At 39.0% G+C, this 17968-nt stretch carries 15 protein-coding genes; 10 read left to right on the top strand and 5 right to left on the bottom strand.

The genetic code is table 11. From position 1 onward, the window contains the following. The first annotated feature begins 22 nt into the window (after window positions 1-22). A complete protein-coding gene (gene alr, locus AB4J89_RS00790) occupies window positions 23-1246 on the top strand; it encodes an alanine racemase (protein WP_368467758.1) in 1224 nt (407 codons plus the stop codon). A 70-nt stretch (window positions 1247-1316) separates the two neighbouring features. Here the strand turns inward: alr and AB4J89_RS00795 are convergent, their stop codons facing one another. From AB4J89_RS00795 to ackA, 3 genes are all read right to left on the bottom strand, one after another. Beyond that, window positions 1317-1460 carry a Hok/Gef family protein gene (locus AB4J89_RS00795; RefSeq protein WP_072063187.1) on the bottom strand — a complete coding sequence of 48 codons (144 nt, stop codon included), beginning with the start codon at window positions 1458-1460 and terminating at the stop codon, window positions 1317-1319. A 410-nt stretch (window positions 1461-1870) separates the two neighbouring features. Beyond that, window positions 1871-4015: a phosphate acetyltransferase gene (pta, locus tag AB4J89_RS00800; RefSeq protein ID WP_088495116.1), complete on the bottom strand. Its 2145-nt coding sequence runs from the start codon at window positions 4013-4015 to the stop codon at window positions 1871-1873. Window positions 4016-4092: 77 nt separating this feature from the next. Then, complete coding sequence (ackA, locus tag AB4J89_RS00805) at window positions 4093-5295, bottom strand: acetate kinase (RefSeq protein WP_088495117.1); 1203 nt, start codon at window positions 5293-5295, stop codon at window positions 4093-4095. A gap of 392 nt (window positions 5296-5687) precedes the next feature. Between ackA and yfbV the strand changes: the two genes are divergently transcribed. From yfbV to AB4J89_RS00830, 5 genes are all read left to right on the top strand, one after another. Continuing rightward, the gene (gene yfbV, locus AB4J89_RS00810; protein WP_069367978.1) at window positions 5688-6143 is read left to right on the top strand and encodes a terminus macrodomain insulation protein YfbV; all 456 of its coding nucleotides are present in this window, start codon (window positions 5688-5690) and stop codon (window positions 6141-6143) included. 139 nt (window positions 6144-6282) lie between these two features. Further along, window positions 6283-6777 carry a YfbU family protein gene (locus AB4J89_RS00815; RefSeq protein WP_088495118.1) on the top strand — a complete coding sequence of 165 codons (495 nt, stop codon included), beginning with the start codon at window positions 6283-6285 and terminating at the stop codon, window positions 6775-6777. Between the two features lie 40 nt (window positions 6778-6817). Further along, the gene (locus tag AB4J89_RS00820) at window positions 6818-7480 is read left to right on the top strand and encodes a sugar phosphatase (RefSeq protein ID WP_088495119.1); all 663 of its coding nucleotides are present in this window, start codon (window positions 6818-6820) and stop codon (window positions 7478-7480) included. A 109-nt stretch (window positions 7481-7589) separates the two neighbouring features. After that, window positions 7590-9419 carry an SLC13 family permease gene (locus AB4J89_RS00825; protein WP_368467761.1) on the top strand — a complete coding sequence of 610 codons (1830 nt, stop codon included), beginning with the start codon at window positions 7590-7592 and terminating at the stop codon, window positions 9417-9419. 183 nt (window positions 9420-9602) lie between these two features. Continuing rightward, window positions 9603-10340, top strand: coding sequence for a hypothetical protein (locus AB4J89_RS00830; protein ID WP_368467763.1), 738 nt, complete (start codon window positions 9603-9605; stop codon window positions 10338-10340). 97 nt (window positions 10341-10437) lie between these two features. Here the strand turns inward: AB4J89_RS00830 and yfbR are convergent, their stop codons facing one another. Both yfbR and AB4J89_RS00840 read right to left on the bottom strand, forming a co-directional pair. Further along, a complete protein-coding gene (gene yfbR, locus AB4J89_RS00835) occupies window positions 10438-11019 on the bottom strand; it encodes a 5'-deoxynucleotidase (protein ID WP_049203494.1) in 582 nt (193 codons plus the stop codon). Between the two features lie 136 nt (window positions 11020-11155). Further along, entirely contained in the window at window positions 11156-12370 is a 1215-nt protein-coding gene (locus tag AB4J89_RS00840; RefSeq protein ID WP_088495123.1) for a pyridoxal phosphate-dependent aminotransferase, read from the bottom strand. A gap of 861 nt (window positions 12371-13231) precedes the next feature. On the opposite strand from AB4J89_RS00840, the gene hexA reads away from it, so the two are divergent. From hexA to nuoC, 4 genes are all read left to right on the top strand, one after another. Further along, window positions 13232-14149 (top strand): transcriptional regulator HexA, encoded by a 918-nt coding sequence (gene hexA, locus AB4J89_RS00845; protein WP_075670634.1) that lies wholly within the window; start codon window positions 13232-13234, stop codon window positions 14147-14149. An 800-nt stretch (window positions 14150-14949) separates the two neighbouring features. Continuing rightward, window positions 14950-15402 carry an NADH-quinone oxidoreductase subunit A gene (locus tag AB4J89_RS00850; protein WP_036912633.1) on the top strand — a complete coding sequence of 151 codons (453 nt, stop codon included), beginning with the start codon at window positions 14950-14952 and terminating at the stop codon, window positions 15400-15402. Between the two features lie 17 nt (window positions 15403-15419). Beyond that, the gene (locus tag AB4J89_RS00855; RefSeq protein ID WP_004243697.1) at window positions 15420-16094 is read left to right on the top strand and encodes an NADH-quinone oxidoreductase subunit B family protein; all 675 of its coding nucleotides are present in this window, start codon (window positions 15420-15422) and stop codon (window positions 16092-16094) included. Window positions 16095-16170: 76 nt separating this feature from the next. Then, a complete protein-coding gene (gene nuoC / locus AB4J89_RS00860) occupies window positions 16171-17967 on the top strand; it encodes an NADH-quinone oxidoreductase subunit C/D (RefSeq protein WP_088495124.1) in 1797 nt (598 codons plus the stop codon). Window position 17968: the final 1 nt, after the last annotated feature.

Consider the following 17968-nt stretch of genomic DNA (forward strand, 5'->3'; position numbering starts at 1 on the left):
ACAATCACTAAGGAAAAAGAAGATGTCTTTTGGTATTCGATATCTTGCGTTGTTACCACTTTTTGTTATCACTGCTTGCCAACAACCTGTTAATCACAATCCACCAGTGGCTCAAACAGCTCAGATTCAACCTGCAATTGTGAATAACTCATGGATTGAAATTTCACGTAGTGCGCTCGATTTTAATGTGAAAAAAGTACAATCACTTTTAGGTGATAAATCCTCGCTTTGTGCTGTTTTAAAAGGTGATGCATATGGTCATGATTTATCATTAGTTGCACCTATTATGATTGAAAATAATGTGCAATGTATTGGTGTAACGAATAACCAAGAGCTAAAAGAAGTACGTGATCTAGGATTCCAAGGTCGTTTAATGCGTGTACGTAATGCTACAGAGCAAGAAATGGCTCAGGCGACAAGCTATAGCGTGGAAGAATTGATTGGTAACTTAGATATGGCTAAGAAATTAGATGCCATTGCTAAACAACAAAATAAAGTGATCCCTATTCATCTAGCCTTAAACTCTGGTGGAATGTCTCGTAATGGATTAGAAGTTAATAATAAAGCAGGGCTTGAAGAGGCGAAGCAAATAGCTCAGTTAGCTAACCTTAAAGTGGTTGGCATTATGTCTCATTATCCTGAAGAAGATGCGGATAAAGTAAGAGAAGATCTCGCTCGTTTTAAACAGCAATCACAAAAGGTATTGGATGTTACTGGACTAAATCGCAAAGATGTCACTCTGCATATGGCAAATACTTTTGCCACAATTACCGTACCTGAATCATGGCTAGATATGGTGCGTGTAGGCGGGATTTTTTATGGTGATACCATCGCAAGTACAGATTACAAACGTGTTATGACTTTTAAATCCAATATTGCCTCAATCAATTATTATCCTAAAGGCAATACTGTTGGGTATGATCGTACTTACACACTAAAACGTGATTCAGTATTAGCTAATATTCCTGTCGGTTATGCAGATGGTTATCGTCGAGTCTTTAGTAATGCAGGACATGCTTTAATTGGTGGTCAACGTGTACCTGTTTTGGGTAAAACGTCAATGAATACGGTGATTGTTGATATTACCGATCTTAAAAATATCAAATCAGGGGATGAAGTCGTATTCTTTGGTAAGCAAGGTAATGCAGAGATCACTGCTGAAGAGGTTGAAGATATTAGTGGTGCACTGTTTACAGAGATGTCGATTTTGTGGGGTGCGACCAATCAGCGTGTACTCGTGGATTAAAGTAGGGTGCTTGTGATCACCAATCTCAACAACTTTTGAGAGAAATTGTGGGGGAATTTCCCCCACAAAACTATTTATCGCAAGATAAAATAGCTTGAACTACGGTGTCGCCACTACTGATATTAAAAGAACATAATCTTTCATGTTTCAGTAAAGCAAAACACAAAACTGTAATACATACAGTAATCAGCCCTAATAGGGCAAGCTTAGTCATTTCTCTTGACACTCCTTTATAAAGGAGACAGAATTAAGTTGTTTGGTTTTGAGGCTGCCTCGGATTTTAGTAAATTAAAATTCGGGGCTTTCGTCTTTTTGGCTCCTGAAAATGCTTGAACCAAAATGATCCAAGCACCCACCTGCATACTAACAGAAGCTCACCTTATTTCTATCTTTTTCTGAATAATAAAGACATAAATAAGCAAGTAAAATCAATGTGTTAATTGTTTTTATATTGGATGCTTATATGTGTGATTTTATTTGACACTCCTTTATAAAGGAGACAGAATCAAGTTGTCGTGTTTTGAGACTGCCTCGGATTTTAGTCAAATAAGAAATCTGTAGAATAAAAAACGCCAAATGAAATTAATCATCTGGCGTTGTTTTATTTGAAGAGAACTTCAATAATTATGCGTTTTCTTGTTGGCTTGCTTGAATTGCTGTCAACGCAACGGTGTAGACGATATCGTCTACTAATGCACCACGAGAAAGGTCATTCACTGGTTTACGCATACCTTGTAACATTGGTCCGATTGAAACCAAGTCAGCTGAACGTTGTACCGCTTTATAAGTAGTATTACCAGTGTTCAGATCAGGGAAGATAAACACAGTCGCTTTACCTGCAACTGGTGAGTTTGGTGCTTTAGATTTAGCAACATCAGCCATAACAGCTGCGTCGTATTGTAAAGGACCATCAATCATCAGATCAGGGCGTTTTTCTTGTGCTAAACGTGTTGCTTCACGAACTTTCTCTACATCGCTACCTGCACCAGAGTTACCAGTAGAATAAGAGATCATCGCAACGCGTGGGTCGATACCGAATGCAATTGCAGAGTCTGCAGATTGGATTGCGATTTCAGCCAGTTGCTCTGCGGTTGGATCTGGGTTAATTGCACAGTCACCATAAACATAAACTTGTTCTGGTAACAGCATAAAGAACACAGAAGACACTAATGAGCTACCCGGTGCAGTTTTGATTAACTGTAGTGGTGGACGAATAGTGTTAGCCGTTGTATGAACAGCACCAGAAACTAGGCCATCTACTTCGCCTTTTTCCAGCATTAATGTGCCGAGAACAACGTTATCTTCTAACTGTTCACGAGCAACAACTTCCGTCATACCTTTATTTTTGCGCAGTTCAACTAAGCGAGGTACATAAATTTCACGTACTTCTTTAGGATTGACTAACTCAATACCTGTGCCTAATTCAACACCTTGTGCAGTTGCTACACGACGAATTTCTTCAGGATCGCCTAACAGTACGCAAGTTGCGATACCACGTTCAGCACAAATTGCTGCTGCTTTAACAGTACGTGGCTCATCACCTTCTGGTAAAACGATACGTTTTTTCGCTTTACGCGCAATTTCTGTTAATTGATAACGGAATGCTGGTGGTGATAAACGGTTAGGGCGTTCAGAGTTAGCAGTCAGTGAATCAATCCATTCTGTATTGATATGTTGAGCAACATAGTTCTGAATTTTTTCAATACGTTCATGGTCATCAGCAGGCACTTCTAAGCTAAAGCTTTGCAGATTTAAAGAGGTCTGCCAAGTGTTCGCATTAACCATAAAGATTGGTAAGCCAGTTTCGAATGCACGTTCACAAAGTTGTTTGATTGGTGCATCGATTTGGTAACCACCTGTTAGTAGGATTGCACCAATTTCAACGCCATTCATTGCTGCAAGGCACGCTGAAACTAATACATCTGGGCGATCCGCTGAAGTCACTAAAAGTGAACCCGGACGGAAATGCTCTAACATGTGTGGAATACTGCGGGCACAGAAAGTCACAGACTTAATACGACGGGTTTCAATATCGCCTTTATTGACGATAGTCGCATTTAAGTGTTTTGCCATATCTGTTGCACGAGTGGCGATTAAATCGAAGTTCCAAGGAATGCAACCCAGTAAAGGTAGTGGGCTGTTTTTTTCGATGGTTTTTAAATCGACATTAGAGATAATCGCTTTACTTGAATCATCAAAGATTTCAGATAAGTCAGGGCGAGTACGGCCTTGATCATCAACAGGTGCATTTAGTTTGTTAACAATAACGCCTGTGATGTTTTGGTTTTTTATACCGCCAAATTCAGCACGCGCAAATTCGATACGCTCTTTTAGCTGTTCAACAGTGTTGTTGCCTAATGCAGTAACGAAAACAATTTCAGCACCTAATGTTTTTGCAATTTCATAGTTTAATGATTGTGCAAAAGGATGCTTACGCATAGGTACCAGACCTTCGATGAGAATAACTTCTGCATCAGCGGTGTTTTCATGGTATCTAGCAACAATTTCTTCCATCAGAACATCTTTTTGGTTTGAGCTGAGTAGAGACTCAACATAATCCATGTTTAAAGGTTCTGATGATTGAATAGTGGAGTGAGAGCGGATAATCGCTGTTGTCTGATCTAAAGCACCTTTTACACGAGGTTGTGCAATTGGCTTGAACACGCTAAGGCTAACGCCTTTTTGTTCCATAGAACGGATAACACCCAAGCTGACGCTGGTTAAACCTACGCGTGTATCAGTTGGGACTAGCATAATTGTACGGGACACGGAAACCTCTTTAAATATCGGTTGCTCGTTATGTAAAACAGTACTGCCAGTATGACACTGGCAGTACATCAAAGAACTTAAGCGGTCAGGCGACTTGCGTCCTGAGCGATAACTAACTCTTCGTTAGTTGGGATAACAACAGCAAGACGGCTGTTATCGGTAGTGATAGTGCCTGATTTACCGAAACGTGCATCTAAGTTACGTTGATGATCCACTTCAAAACCTAACAGAGCCAGTTTTTTCAGAGATAATTCACGTACCATTGCTGCGTTTTCACCGATACCACCAGTAAAGATAATAGCATCTAAACGACCTTCCATCAGTGCACAGTAAGAACCGATGTATTTCGCTAAACGATGGCAGTAAACGTCCATTGCACGTTTAGCATCTGCTTTAGTGTCGTAGTTATCTTCAACATAACGGCAGTCACTAGTGACTTCTGTTAAACCTAACAGACCTGATTCTTTAGTCAGCAGTTTGTTGATGTCTTCAACGCTCATACCTAAAGTGTCGTGTAAATGGAACACGATAGCAGGATCGATATCACCACTACGAGTACCCATTACTAAACCTTCTAATGGAGTCAGACCCATAGAAGTATCAACACACTTACCGTTAACAACAGCAGAAACAGAACCACCATTACCTAAGTGGCAAGTGATTACGTTCAGTTCATCAACAGGTTTGTTTAACATTTTAGCGGCTTCACGAGAAACATAGAAATGGCTAGTTCCGTGAGCACCGTAACGACGGATGCTGTGATCTTTATATAAGCTGTATGGCAGAGCATACAAATAAGCTTCTTCTGGCATTGTTTGATGGAAAGCGGTGTCAAAAACAGCAACCATTTTTTCAATTAAATGAGGGAATGCTTTACGCGCTTCTTCAATACCAATAAGGTGAGCTGGGTTATGCAATGGTGCAAATGGGATAGCTGCTTCAATACCTTGGATAACTTCGTCAGTGATCACGACAGATTTAGTGAATTTCTCGCCGCCATGAACAATACGGTGACCGATAGACGCGATTTGTGCAGAAAGTTCTGGTTTTTGAGCCAGAATAGTATTTACGATGAAGTTTAATGCTTCGCTATGAGCAGCACCTGCGCCTAACGCAGCTTCGTGTTTTTGGCCATCCATTTTCCACTTCAGGCGGGCTTCAGGAAGGTTGAAGCATTCAGCTAAACCTGACAGGAATTCTTCACCATTTTCTGGGTTGATAATTGCAAATTTAAGAGAAGAACTACCGCAGTTCAGTACCAGCACCAGCTTACTTGACATGGAATTACCTATTTATCTTGTTGTCGTAGTGTCTTTTATATTATAAAGACGGTGGTTAATAAAACGTCAATCATAAAAGCCTATCGCATTCCTATGATGACATTAATGACGCGCATCATGCTTAAAGTAAAAAACTTGATGCTAATTATAGTTGCCAATCATTAATTGGACGATTTTTATTCACCCATTAACTTTTCGCGTTAAAATCGGCGAAAAGGGTTGAAAATCACGCCGGCAAACAAAATATAGCGCTTTATTGCCACAAACCTTTAGAATGGGCACAGGATACAGAGTAAAGGCAACAAAGACAAAATATACTTAATTCTACTAAAAGATTTTTATTCTTTATAGATATTTTTTAAAAGTTACAGAAGAAATTGATTGAGGTCATTATGAGCGAACCGACAGTGACTCCCCCCGGCTTTTTTAAGAAGCTTCGTTTGGGTAACGAGTATTTAAAAACCTGGCCGGTTGAAAAGCAGTTAGCACCTGTTTTCCCTGAAAATCGGATTGTCAAAGCTACACGCTTTGGTATTCGCTATATGCCACCTATCGCCATTTTTACAATGACATGGCAAATCGCATTAGGCGGTAATTTGGGACCTGCAATTACGACCGCGCTTTTTGCTTGTAGCTTGCCAATGCAAGGATTATGGTGGTTGGGTAAACGTGCAGCTACGCCACTTCCTGCGACGTTATTACGCTGGTTTTATGAAATTCGTGAAAAATTTGAAGAAGCAGGCATTGCTTTAGCCCCTGTTGAGCAAACACCCACTTACCTTTCTTTAGCTCATTTATTAAAACGTGCTTTTAAGCAACTTGATCGCTCTTTTCTTGATGATGTGTAGAACATTTGTTCTACCTTCTTCGTTTGTCATGATTGTCATCTGAATTACCCCGTTGAGATCAAAAAACGCGTAGTTAACACTACTCAATACTTTTGATTAATGTCATTCTCTCCTCAATGATTTCTTTGGAGAATTAATGATGGAAATGACACACGCACAACGCTTGATCCTCTCTAATCAATATAAAATGATGACTATGATGGACCCTGATAACGCTGAACGTTATCGTCGCTATCAGACAATTATTGAACGTGGGTATGGATTACAATTACGTGAACTTGACCGTGACTTCGATGAAATGTCAGAAGAGACCTGTCGTACCATTATTAACGTCATGGAAATGTACCATGCATTGCAAGTTTCTCGTGATAACTTAAAAGAACAAGAGATGCCTGATGCTCGTCGTGTCGCATTTATAGGCTTTGATGCGGCGACAGAATCCCGCTATCTTAGCTATGTGCGTTTTATGGTGAATACAGAAGGGCGTTACACGCATTTCGATAGTGGCAGTCATGGTTTTAACTCTCAAACACCAATGTGGGAGAAATACCAAAGAATGCTTAACGTTTGGTTAGCGTGCCCTCGCCAATATCACCTTAGCGCCGTTGAAATTCAGCAAATACTTAATGCGTAATCATTAGCGCACCACTGTAAGGTAAAGGTAGGCATAAATTATGGCGATCACATGTAAAGGCTTTCTGTTTGATCTTGATGGAACATTAGTTGATTCATTACCGGTTGTTGAGCATTGTTGGGCGCTATTTGGTGAGCGCGTAGGTGTATCAACACAAGAGATTAATGACTACATCCACGGAAAACCTGCTATTGAGTCGATTCGCCATTTTATGCCTAATGCAACCGAACAAGAAATAACTGAAACTTTTCGTTGGTTAGAAAAATTAGAATCAACACAAACCGAAGGGTTAGCACCGCTTCCGGGTGCTATTGAACTGATTAAGCGCCTTAATGACTTAAATATTCCTTGGGCGATTGTTACATCAGGCACTGTGCCTATTGCTTCAACGCGCCAATCTGTCACAGGCATCCCTGAACCTAAGCATTGGGTCACAGCAGAATGTATTAGTAGAGGTAAACCTAATCCTGAGCCTTATCTTTTAGGTGCCAAGAAATTGGGTTTATTACCACAAGATTGTGTAGTTTTTGAAGATGCAGCTGCGGGTATTTACTCTGGTTTAGATGCAGGATGCCAAGTGGTTGCTGTTCACGCTCCTCTTTCTCTCCCTCGCCGTAATGAGATTCATTTAATTATTGATTCTTTAAACGATATTCAAATCGAGAAGCAAGCTGAAAAAGTGATAATAACGCACAAAAGATAGTCTTTTCTTTGATCATATTAGAAGACTTATTGTTGTAAAAATGGTCTACTTATCAATGTAGTGAATTGATGTCTTAAACTGTTTTCACTTATTGCTGATCGAGGCCATTTTGAATAGCGAATTATTATGGGTTTTAAGCCTGCTATTGATAGCTATTGTCCTTTTTACGACCAACAAAATCCGCATGGATGTGGTCGCTTTACTTGTCATCATCGCATTCGTTCTTAGCGGTACACTCTCATTAAATGAAGCCACAGTAGGATTTAGCGATCCAAACGTATTACTTATTGCTGCTCTTTTTGTTATTGGCGAAGGGTTAGTGAGAACAGGTGTGGCTTATCAAATGGGAGATTGGCTAGTTCGTGTCGCGGGTAGCAGTGAAGTTAAAATGCTTGTGCTATTAATGATATGCGTTGCAAGTCTAGGTGCTTTCATGAGTTCGACAGGTGTTGTTGCCATATTTATTCCTGTTGTACTGAGTGTTGCTGCTCGCATGAAAATATCTCCCGGTCGTTTAATGATGCCGTTAGGCTTTGCTGGACTTATTAGTGGGTTAATGACCTTAGTGGCAACACCGCCTAATATGGTTGTTAACAGTGAATTAGTCAGAGAAGGGTTACCAAGTTTTCAATTTTTCTCCATTACACCTATTGGTATTGCCGTCTTATTCGTAGGCATTTTATATATGCTGGTGGTACGTCGGTGGCTAGGAAACAACGATAATGGTAAGCAAAAAGAAGCTTATCGTCGTACTTTCCGTGATCTTATTCGTGATTATCAATTAGCGGGACGAGCTCGTCGTTTAGCAATTCGTAAAGGTTCTCCGCTAGTAGGTCATTCACTTGATGAATTACACTTACGTTCTCGTTATGGTGCAAACGTTGTCGGTATTGAACGCTGGAGGCGGTTTCGGCGTGTTATGGTTAGCGCAACCGGTGGCACTGAATTAAGAGAGCGTGATGTTTTATTAGTTGATATGTCAGCTAGTGATGTCGATTTGCGTGAGTTTTGTCGTGAACAGATGCTAGAGCCAATGGTGCTACGAGGAGAATACTTTTCTGAACAATCTCGTGATGTAGGGCTGGCTGAAGTATCCATGAATCCTGATTCAGAATTGTTAGGCAAATCATTAAGAGAAATTAAATTTCGTACTCGTTATGGCTTAAATGTCGTTGCTATTCGTCGCGAAGGAAGCGCCTTGCCAGGTAAGATAGTCGATGAGCCATTACGCCTTGGCGATGTGTTATTGGTGATTGGTGATTGGAAACTTATTCGCGTTTTATCCACTAAACCACGTAATTTTATCGTATTAAATTTGGCTGCTGAAATTGAAACGGTTGCTCCTGCTTCATCTCAAGCACCCCATGCATTATTTTCGTTAGCATTAATGGTGGCATTGATGGTGACGAATGAAGTACCTAACTTTATTGCGGCACTTATTGCCTGTTTATTAATGGGTAAGTTCCGCTGTATTGATATGGAAAGTGCTTATCGCTCTATTCATTGGCCAAGTATTATTTTAATTGTCGGTATGATGCCTTTTGCTGCTGCACTACAAAAAACAGGCGGTATCGAGCTTATTGTAAATGGCTTAATGGATGTTGCAGGTAGTGCCGGCCCTCAAGTGATGTTGGTGTGTTTATTTATACTTTGTGCATCAATCGGGTTGTTTATCTCGAATACTGCAACCGCAGTATTAATGGCACCAATTGCTATTGCGGCTGCAAACCAAATGCATGTATCACCATTACCATTTGCAATGGTGATTGGTGTGGCGGCTTCGGCGGCATTTATGACGCCAGTTTCATCTCCGGTTAATACGCTTATTCTTGAACCTGGTGGTTATAAGTTTGCAGACTTTATTAAGATTGGGGTGCCATTTACCATTATTGTGATGTTTATTAGCGTATTCTTGATCCCGTTATTATTCCCATTCTAATTATCAATATTATTGCCTTGCAAAAACGCTGTTTATTAATTAATAAACAGCGTTTTTTATTTATTGGTCGGTGGTTTTTTATTTGATGTATACTTTATATTTATGTATGTGTGTTTTTTTAAATCATATCAATTATTGAGGAGTAAATTAATATGAAAACATAGATTATCAGGAGTTTTTAAAATGCAAGGTTTAATAGTGAATAACTCAGCTTCAACAAATTCATTAAAGGTTAATCATTCGGAAAGTAAGCTAGCTAATGTATTTTCTAAACAGATCACAATGGTGCAGAATATCTCATCTCCATTATTGTTAAATCATAATATTAAAAGTGATGTTATTACTATTGGTACCCCAAAAGAAATAAAAACACCTTTCCTTTCAACTTTTTCCCCAGAAAATACAAGCGAATTGAGTGGAAATATTTTAGGTGTAAAAAATAAAGGTGTGGTTCATGATAATAATAAGATAGTTAGAAATTATCATTTTAGCAAAGAACAAGATGTTGGAAGGCAAAATAATATTAAGGATGAGTCAAAATCTAATGAATATGCAAAAAAAAGAAATGAAGAGGTAGCTAACAAGCTTAATAGTTATAGGGAACACTATAGCACTACTGTTGGTGAGAGTGATAATAAAAGTCTTGATAATAGATATAGCTTAAATAGTAGTGATTTTTCTATTATTAAAAATAAAATTGAAAATAAAGATTTATCAAAAAAAGAAAAAATGTCAATAATAAAAAAATATTTACAGAATAATGATAGTGTTATGAAAAAAATAGGATTTTTAGAGAATTTTAAAAATATATTTGGCAAGTCAAGTAAAATAAATGAGATACAACGAGAACAAAGGACAGATGCATTAAATATATTAAATAGATTAAGTGAAAGTAAAGAAGTATCAATGACAAATAAATAAGTAGGAATGAATCGTAATTAAAGCAAATAAATTAAAAAATTCAACTGAGATGAGTGTATATAAGCACTCATCTTTTTTTATTTGGTAATAGTTTCGCTTACTCACTAATTTCATCCAGCGATAAGCTAAAACCGGGTACAAACACTTTCATAAAATAGTCCATCTCAGGGCTATGTCTTTCTGCTAATGTTTTTTCTAAGCGATTTTTAGCTAAATTAAATTCACTATTACCAGCTGCAAGCTCTTCAAGGCATTTTAAATAAGCACATAGACTATCTGCTTGTTTGACAATAAAGGTTTCTTCTTCACTATGTAATTGCTCATCAATAAGGGGGCGAAAATCGTCTTGTAATTCTTCTGGTAACATTTCAATTAGTTTTTGCTGGGCATATTTTTCTATTTTTTTATATTCATGAGCAATTTGTGGATTATGGTACTTAATCGGAGTTGGCATATCACCGGTGATCACTTCGCTGGCATCATGATACATCGCTTGTAATGCAATACGCTCGGCATTGACATTACCATCAAATTTACGATTTTTAATCACCGCTAGGGCATGGGCGACAAAAGCGACTTGTAAACTGTGCTCAGAAACATTTTCTTGGCGAATATTACGCATTAAAGGCCAACGAGTAATGAGTTTTAAGCGAGAAAGGTGGGCAAAAAAGTAACTCATAATATCTCCCAATTGCGTGATTGAAGACATTATTGTGAGTGGATAATAGGTGGATGTAAACGTTAATAGAAAAGAAAATAAAAAAACGCAATATAACTGCTTGTTATACTGCGTTTTATTTTAGATGTAGGTAATCTTATTGATGATAACCGACAATAAAGCGACCGAATTTTTGAATTGCCATATCTAAGTCATCTTCACGCGGAAGAGTCACAATACGGAAATGGTCTGGGTATGGCCAGTTAAAGGCAGTACCTTGTACTAGTAATACTTTTTCTTGCAGTAATAAATCGAGGATCATTTTCTGATCGTCTTTGATACTGTAACGATTAAGGTCTATTTTAGGGAACATATACAATGCACCCATAGGTTTAACACAAGAAACACCCGGAATTTGATTAATCAGTTCCCAAGCACGATTGCGTTGCTCATATAAGCGACCACCCGGCAGAATAAACTCACTAATACTCTGATAGCCACCTAATGCAGTTTGAATGGCATGTTGCATAGGAACGTTAGCGCATAAACGCATAGACGCTAACATATTCAAGCCTTCAATATAGCTTTTAGCGTGTTTTTTAGGGCCGTTTAATACCATCCAACCTTGGCGGAAGCCCGCAACACGATAGGTTTTTGATAAACCATTAAATGTTACGGTCAATAAATCGGGTGCCATTGCAGCAATAGAATGATGTTGAGCATCGTCATACAGAATTTTATCGTAGATTTCGTCAGCGAAGATAATCAGGTCATGTTGACGTGCAATTTCAACGATTTCCATCAGAATATCTTTGCTATATACCGCACCTGTTGGGTTATTTGGATTGATAATAACAATACCGCGGGTATTTTTTGTGATTTTACTGCGGATATCATCTAAATCAGGGAACCAACCTTGTTGCTCATCACACATATAGTGAACCGCATTTCCCCCTGAAAGAGAAACGGCTGCTGTCCACAATGGGTAATCAGGCGCAGGTACAAGCATTTCATCGCCATTATTTAATAAGGCTTGCATCGCTTGCACGATTAACTCAGAAACACCATTACCAATATAGATGTCTTCAACAGTGACATCACGCATATCACGGGCTTGATAATGCTGCATGATAGCTTTACGCGCAGAAAACAGTCCTTTGGAGTCACTATAACCCTGAGAGCTTGGTAGATTGCGGATCACATCTACTAAAATTTCATCAGGTGCTTCAAAGCCAAAAGGTGCCGGGTTACCAATATTGAGTTTTAAAACTTTGTTACCTTCTTCTTCCAGACGTTTTGCTTCTTGCAAAACCGGACCTCTAATGTCGTAGCAGACATGTTCGAGTTTGTTTGATTTTTTAATCTGATTCATAGCGCGTTTACCTAATAGGGTCTGACTCGTATCTTTTATTGTGATGGTGGCGACTTAGCGACTTTTATCGCCGATTGCTATTCATATAGAAAGATACAAATGAAAAGGCTGTCCCAGCAAATAACTGTTCTATCACTCTACTCTTACGTTACAAACTTTTGAAGATGCTAGGTAATTTTTGGTGTAAAAGGTCAGTTTATTCTTAGAATGTTATTTTGATGACTGATTGTATTGCTTATGATAGTTTTATATTTCAGTTTCTATAAATAATCTGGACTATTATTCTATTGAAAAGGTGCTTTTTAGTGTGGTGATCAGAAATAAGTTGATGTGATGGATAGGTAGATGAAATGTTGCATAATCAATTATTGAATAATTTTATCGGATTTGTATTATCTGACTTAATATATTAAATTTTCAAATAATATGGTTAAATCTACTTTATTCTATAGCAATCAATTAGTTTAAGTATAAATTAAATTTAAATCTTAAATTTAATTTATAGGGGAAGATACTTAAACTCAGATGCATAGTTAAGATAATTTAAATTATTTTCAAAATGTTAAAATTTATGAATGAGAAAGCAATATAGTATGATCTAAGTCTAACTTGTGATGACGGTATACAGTTCTTTCTTGTGAATGCGTGAAATGATAATAAAATTTAATTTGTTACAAAAATATGCAATTCCTTTCTATCTAGGAGGTGTAAACGATAAGAAACAAATGTAAAGTATTCGGTATGTCTTTGCTCTCCTTTTCAGAGTAGAGTACTGTCTGAATCGGAAGTCTTTTTTAGACTTTTGATATAAAACACCAGGTATATGTAATTTAAAAATCAAAAATAAGTGAAGAATAAACAATGATTAATGCAAATCGTCCGATAATGAATCTCGACCTCGATCTGCTTAGAACGTTTGTAGCTGTAGCAGATTTGAACACTTTTGCAGCAGCCGCCGCTGCTGTATGTCGAACCCAATCTGCTGTAAGTCAGCAGATGCAACGTTTAGAGCAATTGGTGGGTAGAGAACTTTTCGCCCGTCATGGTCGTAATAAACTTTTAACAGAGCATGGTCTACAACTGTTAGGTTATGCGCGTCAAATTCTGCGTGCGAATGATGATGCAACGGCATCATTAACGTATAGCGATGCAGAAGGGGAGCTACGTATTGGTGCTTCTGATGACTCTGTTGATACTTTATTACCGTTTTTATTAAATCGTATCGCGTCTGTGTATCCACGTTTAGCGGTTGATGTACGTATTAAACGTTCTCAATATATTGAGACAATGCTAGATAATCATGAAATTGATTTAGCATTAACAACAGCACGTATTGGTCATCACCCACGTACAGCGTTACGTACTGCACCAGTACTATGGCATTGTGCGCCTGATTTCCAATTACAAATGAATGAACCGATCCCTTTAGTTGTAATGGATGAAACTAACCCATTCCGTCAATTAGCGATAAACACGCTAGATGACGCGGGAATTCAATGGCGTATTGCTTATGAAGCCGCTTCTTTATCTGCTGTTCGTGCTGCAGTTAATGCAGAAGTGGGTATTACTGCACGTCCACTTGAAATGCAGAATGCCGATTTGCGTATTTTAGGCGAAAGCGAAGGATTACCTCGTTTACCTGAAACACAATATTGGTTATATCGTAATTCTGATGAACAAAATGAAGCGGTGTTAACAGTATTCAATGCGATTGAAAACAAAAAAACACCTTATACCGTCACTGCACCTGAAGATATTAGCTCTACTGAACTTGAATAATCACATTAATAATTGTGTAAATTTTTTAGCGTTAAAACACAAAAATTAAAGATTAAAAAAGAGTCAAATAAAACTGGATAGTGATGAATAATGATAAACGGGAATAGATGCAATAAAGTGCATTTATTTCCGTTTTTTTATTGCCTTTTTTTGAAATAGTAACACTGTGTTAATAATTATGTTGTTTTATGTATTTATCTTTGTGACATTTCATTCCATAACTACCTTAACTGCTTGTTAAAAAAATGTTTACCATCCTCCTCGGTTAATCACTTGTAGGATTTGTTAACAAATAAAAAGATTGTCTAGGTTTTAAGAGAATAAAAAAGTAAATCTAAGCGGATATTTGACCTCCTCCACAATATTAGAAAGTTAATTTGTTAAAATTTGGATAAATTTTAAACTGATTAAGTATTTTTTCGACTATTTTGTGAGTTTGATCAAGAAAATAAGGCACATTTGCCTGTGTTGAGTCAGGTTTTTCCTGAGATACTGGTGTAGTAAAATCGAATTATCGGTTAGACTAAGCGTGTTAGCATAAAGTTTGTCGGTTGACTGACACGTTTTAGCATTAGCCAGTAATTGGGTGTTAAAAATGAGTGTTAAATTTGTTAAATCGCGATAGAAAACTGAGTGATTTGTCGCAAAGTTTTCTAAAAAAGAAGAAAGGTATAAATAGACTGTTATTATTTCTTTAATTAGCAAGTCTGTTTAATTTGCCTTTTTTTTCGTAATTAGAAATGTGGTGTAAACCGCCGGATAAGAGTTGGTTAATTGACACCACCTTTGATGAGTAAGCAATGAGTATGTCTACAACCACCGAAGTTATCGCCCATCATTGGGCATTTGCTGTCTTCCTCATAGGCGCATTGGGGTTATGTTCGCTCATGTTGTTGGGTGCCCGCTATTTAGGCGGACGCGCACAGGCAAGGGCAAAGCATGTTCCTTATGAATCTGGTCTTGATTCTGTTGGCAGCGCTCGTCTGCGCATGTCAGCTAAATTCTATTTAGTTGCCATGTTTTTCGTTATTTTCGATGTTGAAGCACTGTTTCTTTATGCCTGGGCTGTTTCCGTTCGTGAAGTTGGCTGGTTAGGCTTTATTGAAGCGTCAGTCTTCATCGCTATTTTATTAGCTGGATTATTCTACTTGGTTCGTATAGGCGCATTAGATTGGACGCCTGTTCGCTCTCGCCGTGAAACTGCGAGTAAAAGCCATGTTCGATTAACCAGCGGCAAACATCCGCAGCAGTAATAAGCGAGGCATTAGAAATGGATTATACGCTCACCCGCATAGATCCGAACGGTGAGAATGACCGTTATCCCCTGCAATCACAGGAAATTGTCAGTGACCCATTAGATGCTCACGTTCATCGCAGCGTGTATATGGGAAAACTGGAACATGCGTTGCATGACGTTGTGAACTGGGGACGGAAAAACTCTTTATGGCCATATAACTTTGGTCTTTCCTGTTGTTACGTTGAAATGGTGACGTCATTTACGGCAGTGCATGACGTGGCTCGTTTTGGTTCAGAAGTATTACGTGCATCACCTCGTCAAGCTGACTTTATGGTGGTTGCGGGTACTTGTTTTACTAAGATGGCACCCGTTATTCAACGTTTATACGATCAGATGTTAGAGCCTAAATGGGTTATCTCTATGGGGGCATGTGCAAACTCTGGTGGTATGTACGACATCTACTCAGTAGTGCAAGGTGTTGATAAGTTCATTCCAGTTGATGTGTATATTCCTGGATGCCCACCACGCCCTGAAGCTTACATGCAAGCACTAATGTTATTACAAGAGTCCATTGGTAAAGAACGTCGCCCATTATCATGGGTTGTCGGCGACCAAGGCGTCTACCGTGCCAATATGCAATCAGAACGAGAAAGAAAACACGGTGAACGTATCGCAGTGAAAAATCTGCGTACTCCTGACGAAATTTAAAGGCTTTTGCCTAAGACGTAACCAGAGCAATGTGTTGCGATCATAGTAACCCTGATCAAAGTTGTGGTGAATAGAAATGACCGATCAGATAGCGCAAAAAGGCGCTCGGCCAGCGTGGGAAACGACCGATCATATTGATGATCAGGTGGTTAATGAACTGCGTCAGAAATTTGGGCCAGATGCGTTTACGTTCCAGCCTACTCGTACTGGTATGCCAGTTGTTTGGGTAAAGCGGGAACAACTTATTGAGGTAATGCTATACCTCAAATCTTTACCAAAACCTTATGTCATGCTGTTTGATATGCATGGTTTTGATGAGCGTCTTCGTACGCATCGTCAAGGCTTGCCAGCAGCAGACTTTTCCGTTTTCTATCATCTGATATCAATCGATCGTAATAAAGATATTATGTTGAAAGTCGCATTAAGTGAAAATGATCTTAATGTTCCGACTATCACATCCATCTTTCCTAACTCGAATTGGTATGAGCGTGAAGTCTGGGATATGTTTGGGATTGTCTTTAATGGGCATCCAAATTTACGCCGTATTATGATGCTTCCTGATTGGGAAGGTCATCCACTGCGTAAAGATTATCCAGCTCGTGCGACAGAGTTCGATCCTTATGTGCTGACAAAGCAGAAACAGGATCTGGAAATGGAATCGCTGACATTTAAACCTGAAGAGTGGGGGATGAAACGCGGTACTGAGAATGAGGACTTTATGTTCTTAAACCTTGGTCCTAACCATCCATCATCTCACGGTGCATTCCGTATTATTCTTCAGCTTGATGGCGAGGAAATCGTCGACTGTGTGCCTGACGTGGGTTATCACCACCGTGGTGCTGAAAAAATGGGTGAGCGCCAATCTTGGCACAGCTATATCCCATACACAGACCGAATCGAATACCTCGGCGGATGCGTTAACGAAATGCCTTATGTACTTGCAGTGGAAAAACTTGCCGGTATTGAAGTGCCGGAACGCGTTAAAGTCATTCGTGTCATGCTGTCAGAGCTATTCCGTATTAATAGCCACTTGCTGTATATCAGTACCTTTATCCAAGACGTTGGTGCAATGACACCGGTGTTCTTTGCCTTTACTGACCGTCAGAAAGTTTACAACATCGTTGAAGCGATTACCGGATTCCGTATGCACCCTGCATGGTTCCGTATCGGTGGTGTTGCTCATGACTTACCTCGCGGTTGGGAACGCTTATTACGTGAATTCTTAGATTGGATGCCAAAACGTCTAGATTCTTACGTAAAAGCAGCACTGCAAAACAGTATCTTGAAAGGTCGTACTATTGGTGTTGCCTCATATAATGCTAAAGAAGCATTAGATTGGGGTGTGACAGGTGCAGGTCTTCGTTCAACAGGCGTTGAATTTGACGTCCGTAAATGGCGTCCATATTCAGGTTATGAAAACTTTGAATTTGAAATCCCTGTTGCAAGTAATGGTGACTGTTATGACCGTGTAATGCTGAAAGTAGAAGAACTACGCCAAAGCTTACGTATTCTGGAACAGTGCTATAAAAATATGCCAGAAGGGCCATTTAAAGCAGACCATCCACTGACAACGCCTCCACCAAAAGAGCGTACATTACAGCATATCGAAACCATGATTAACCACTTCTTACAGGTTTCATGGGGCCCTGTTATGCCTGCTAATGAATCATTCCAGATGGTTGAAGCCACTAAAGGGATCAACAGCTATTACTTAACCAGTGATGGCAGCACAATGAGCTACCGTACACGTATTCGCACGCCAAGCTTTGCTCACTTGCAACAAATCCCAGCGGTTATCCGCGGTAGTCTGGTTTCTGACTTGATTGTGTATCTGGGAAGTATTGATTTTGTAATGTCGGATGTGGATCGTTAAT

This window comes from Proteus sp. STS61-E (genome assembly GCF_040932335.1).
In the GTDB taxonomy this organism is placed as follows: domain Bacteria; phylum Pseudomonadota; class Gammaproteobacteria; order Enterobacterales; family Enterobacteriaceae; genus Proteus; species Proteus mirabilis_B.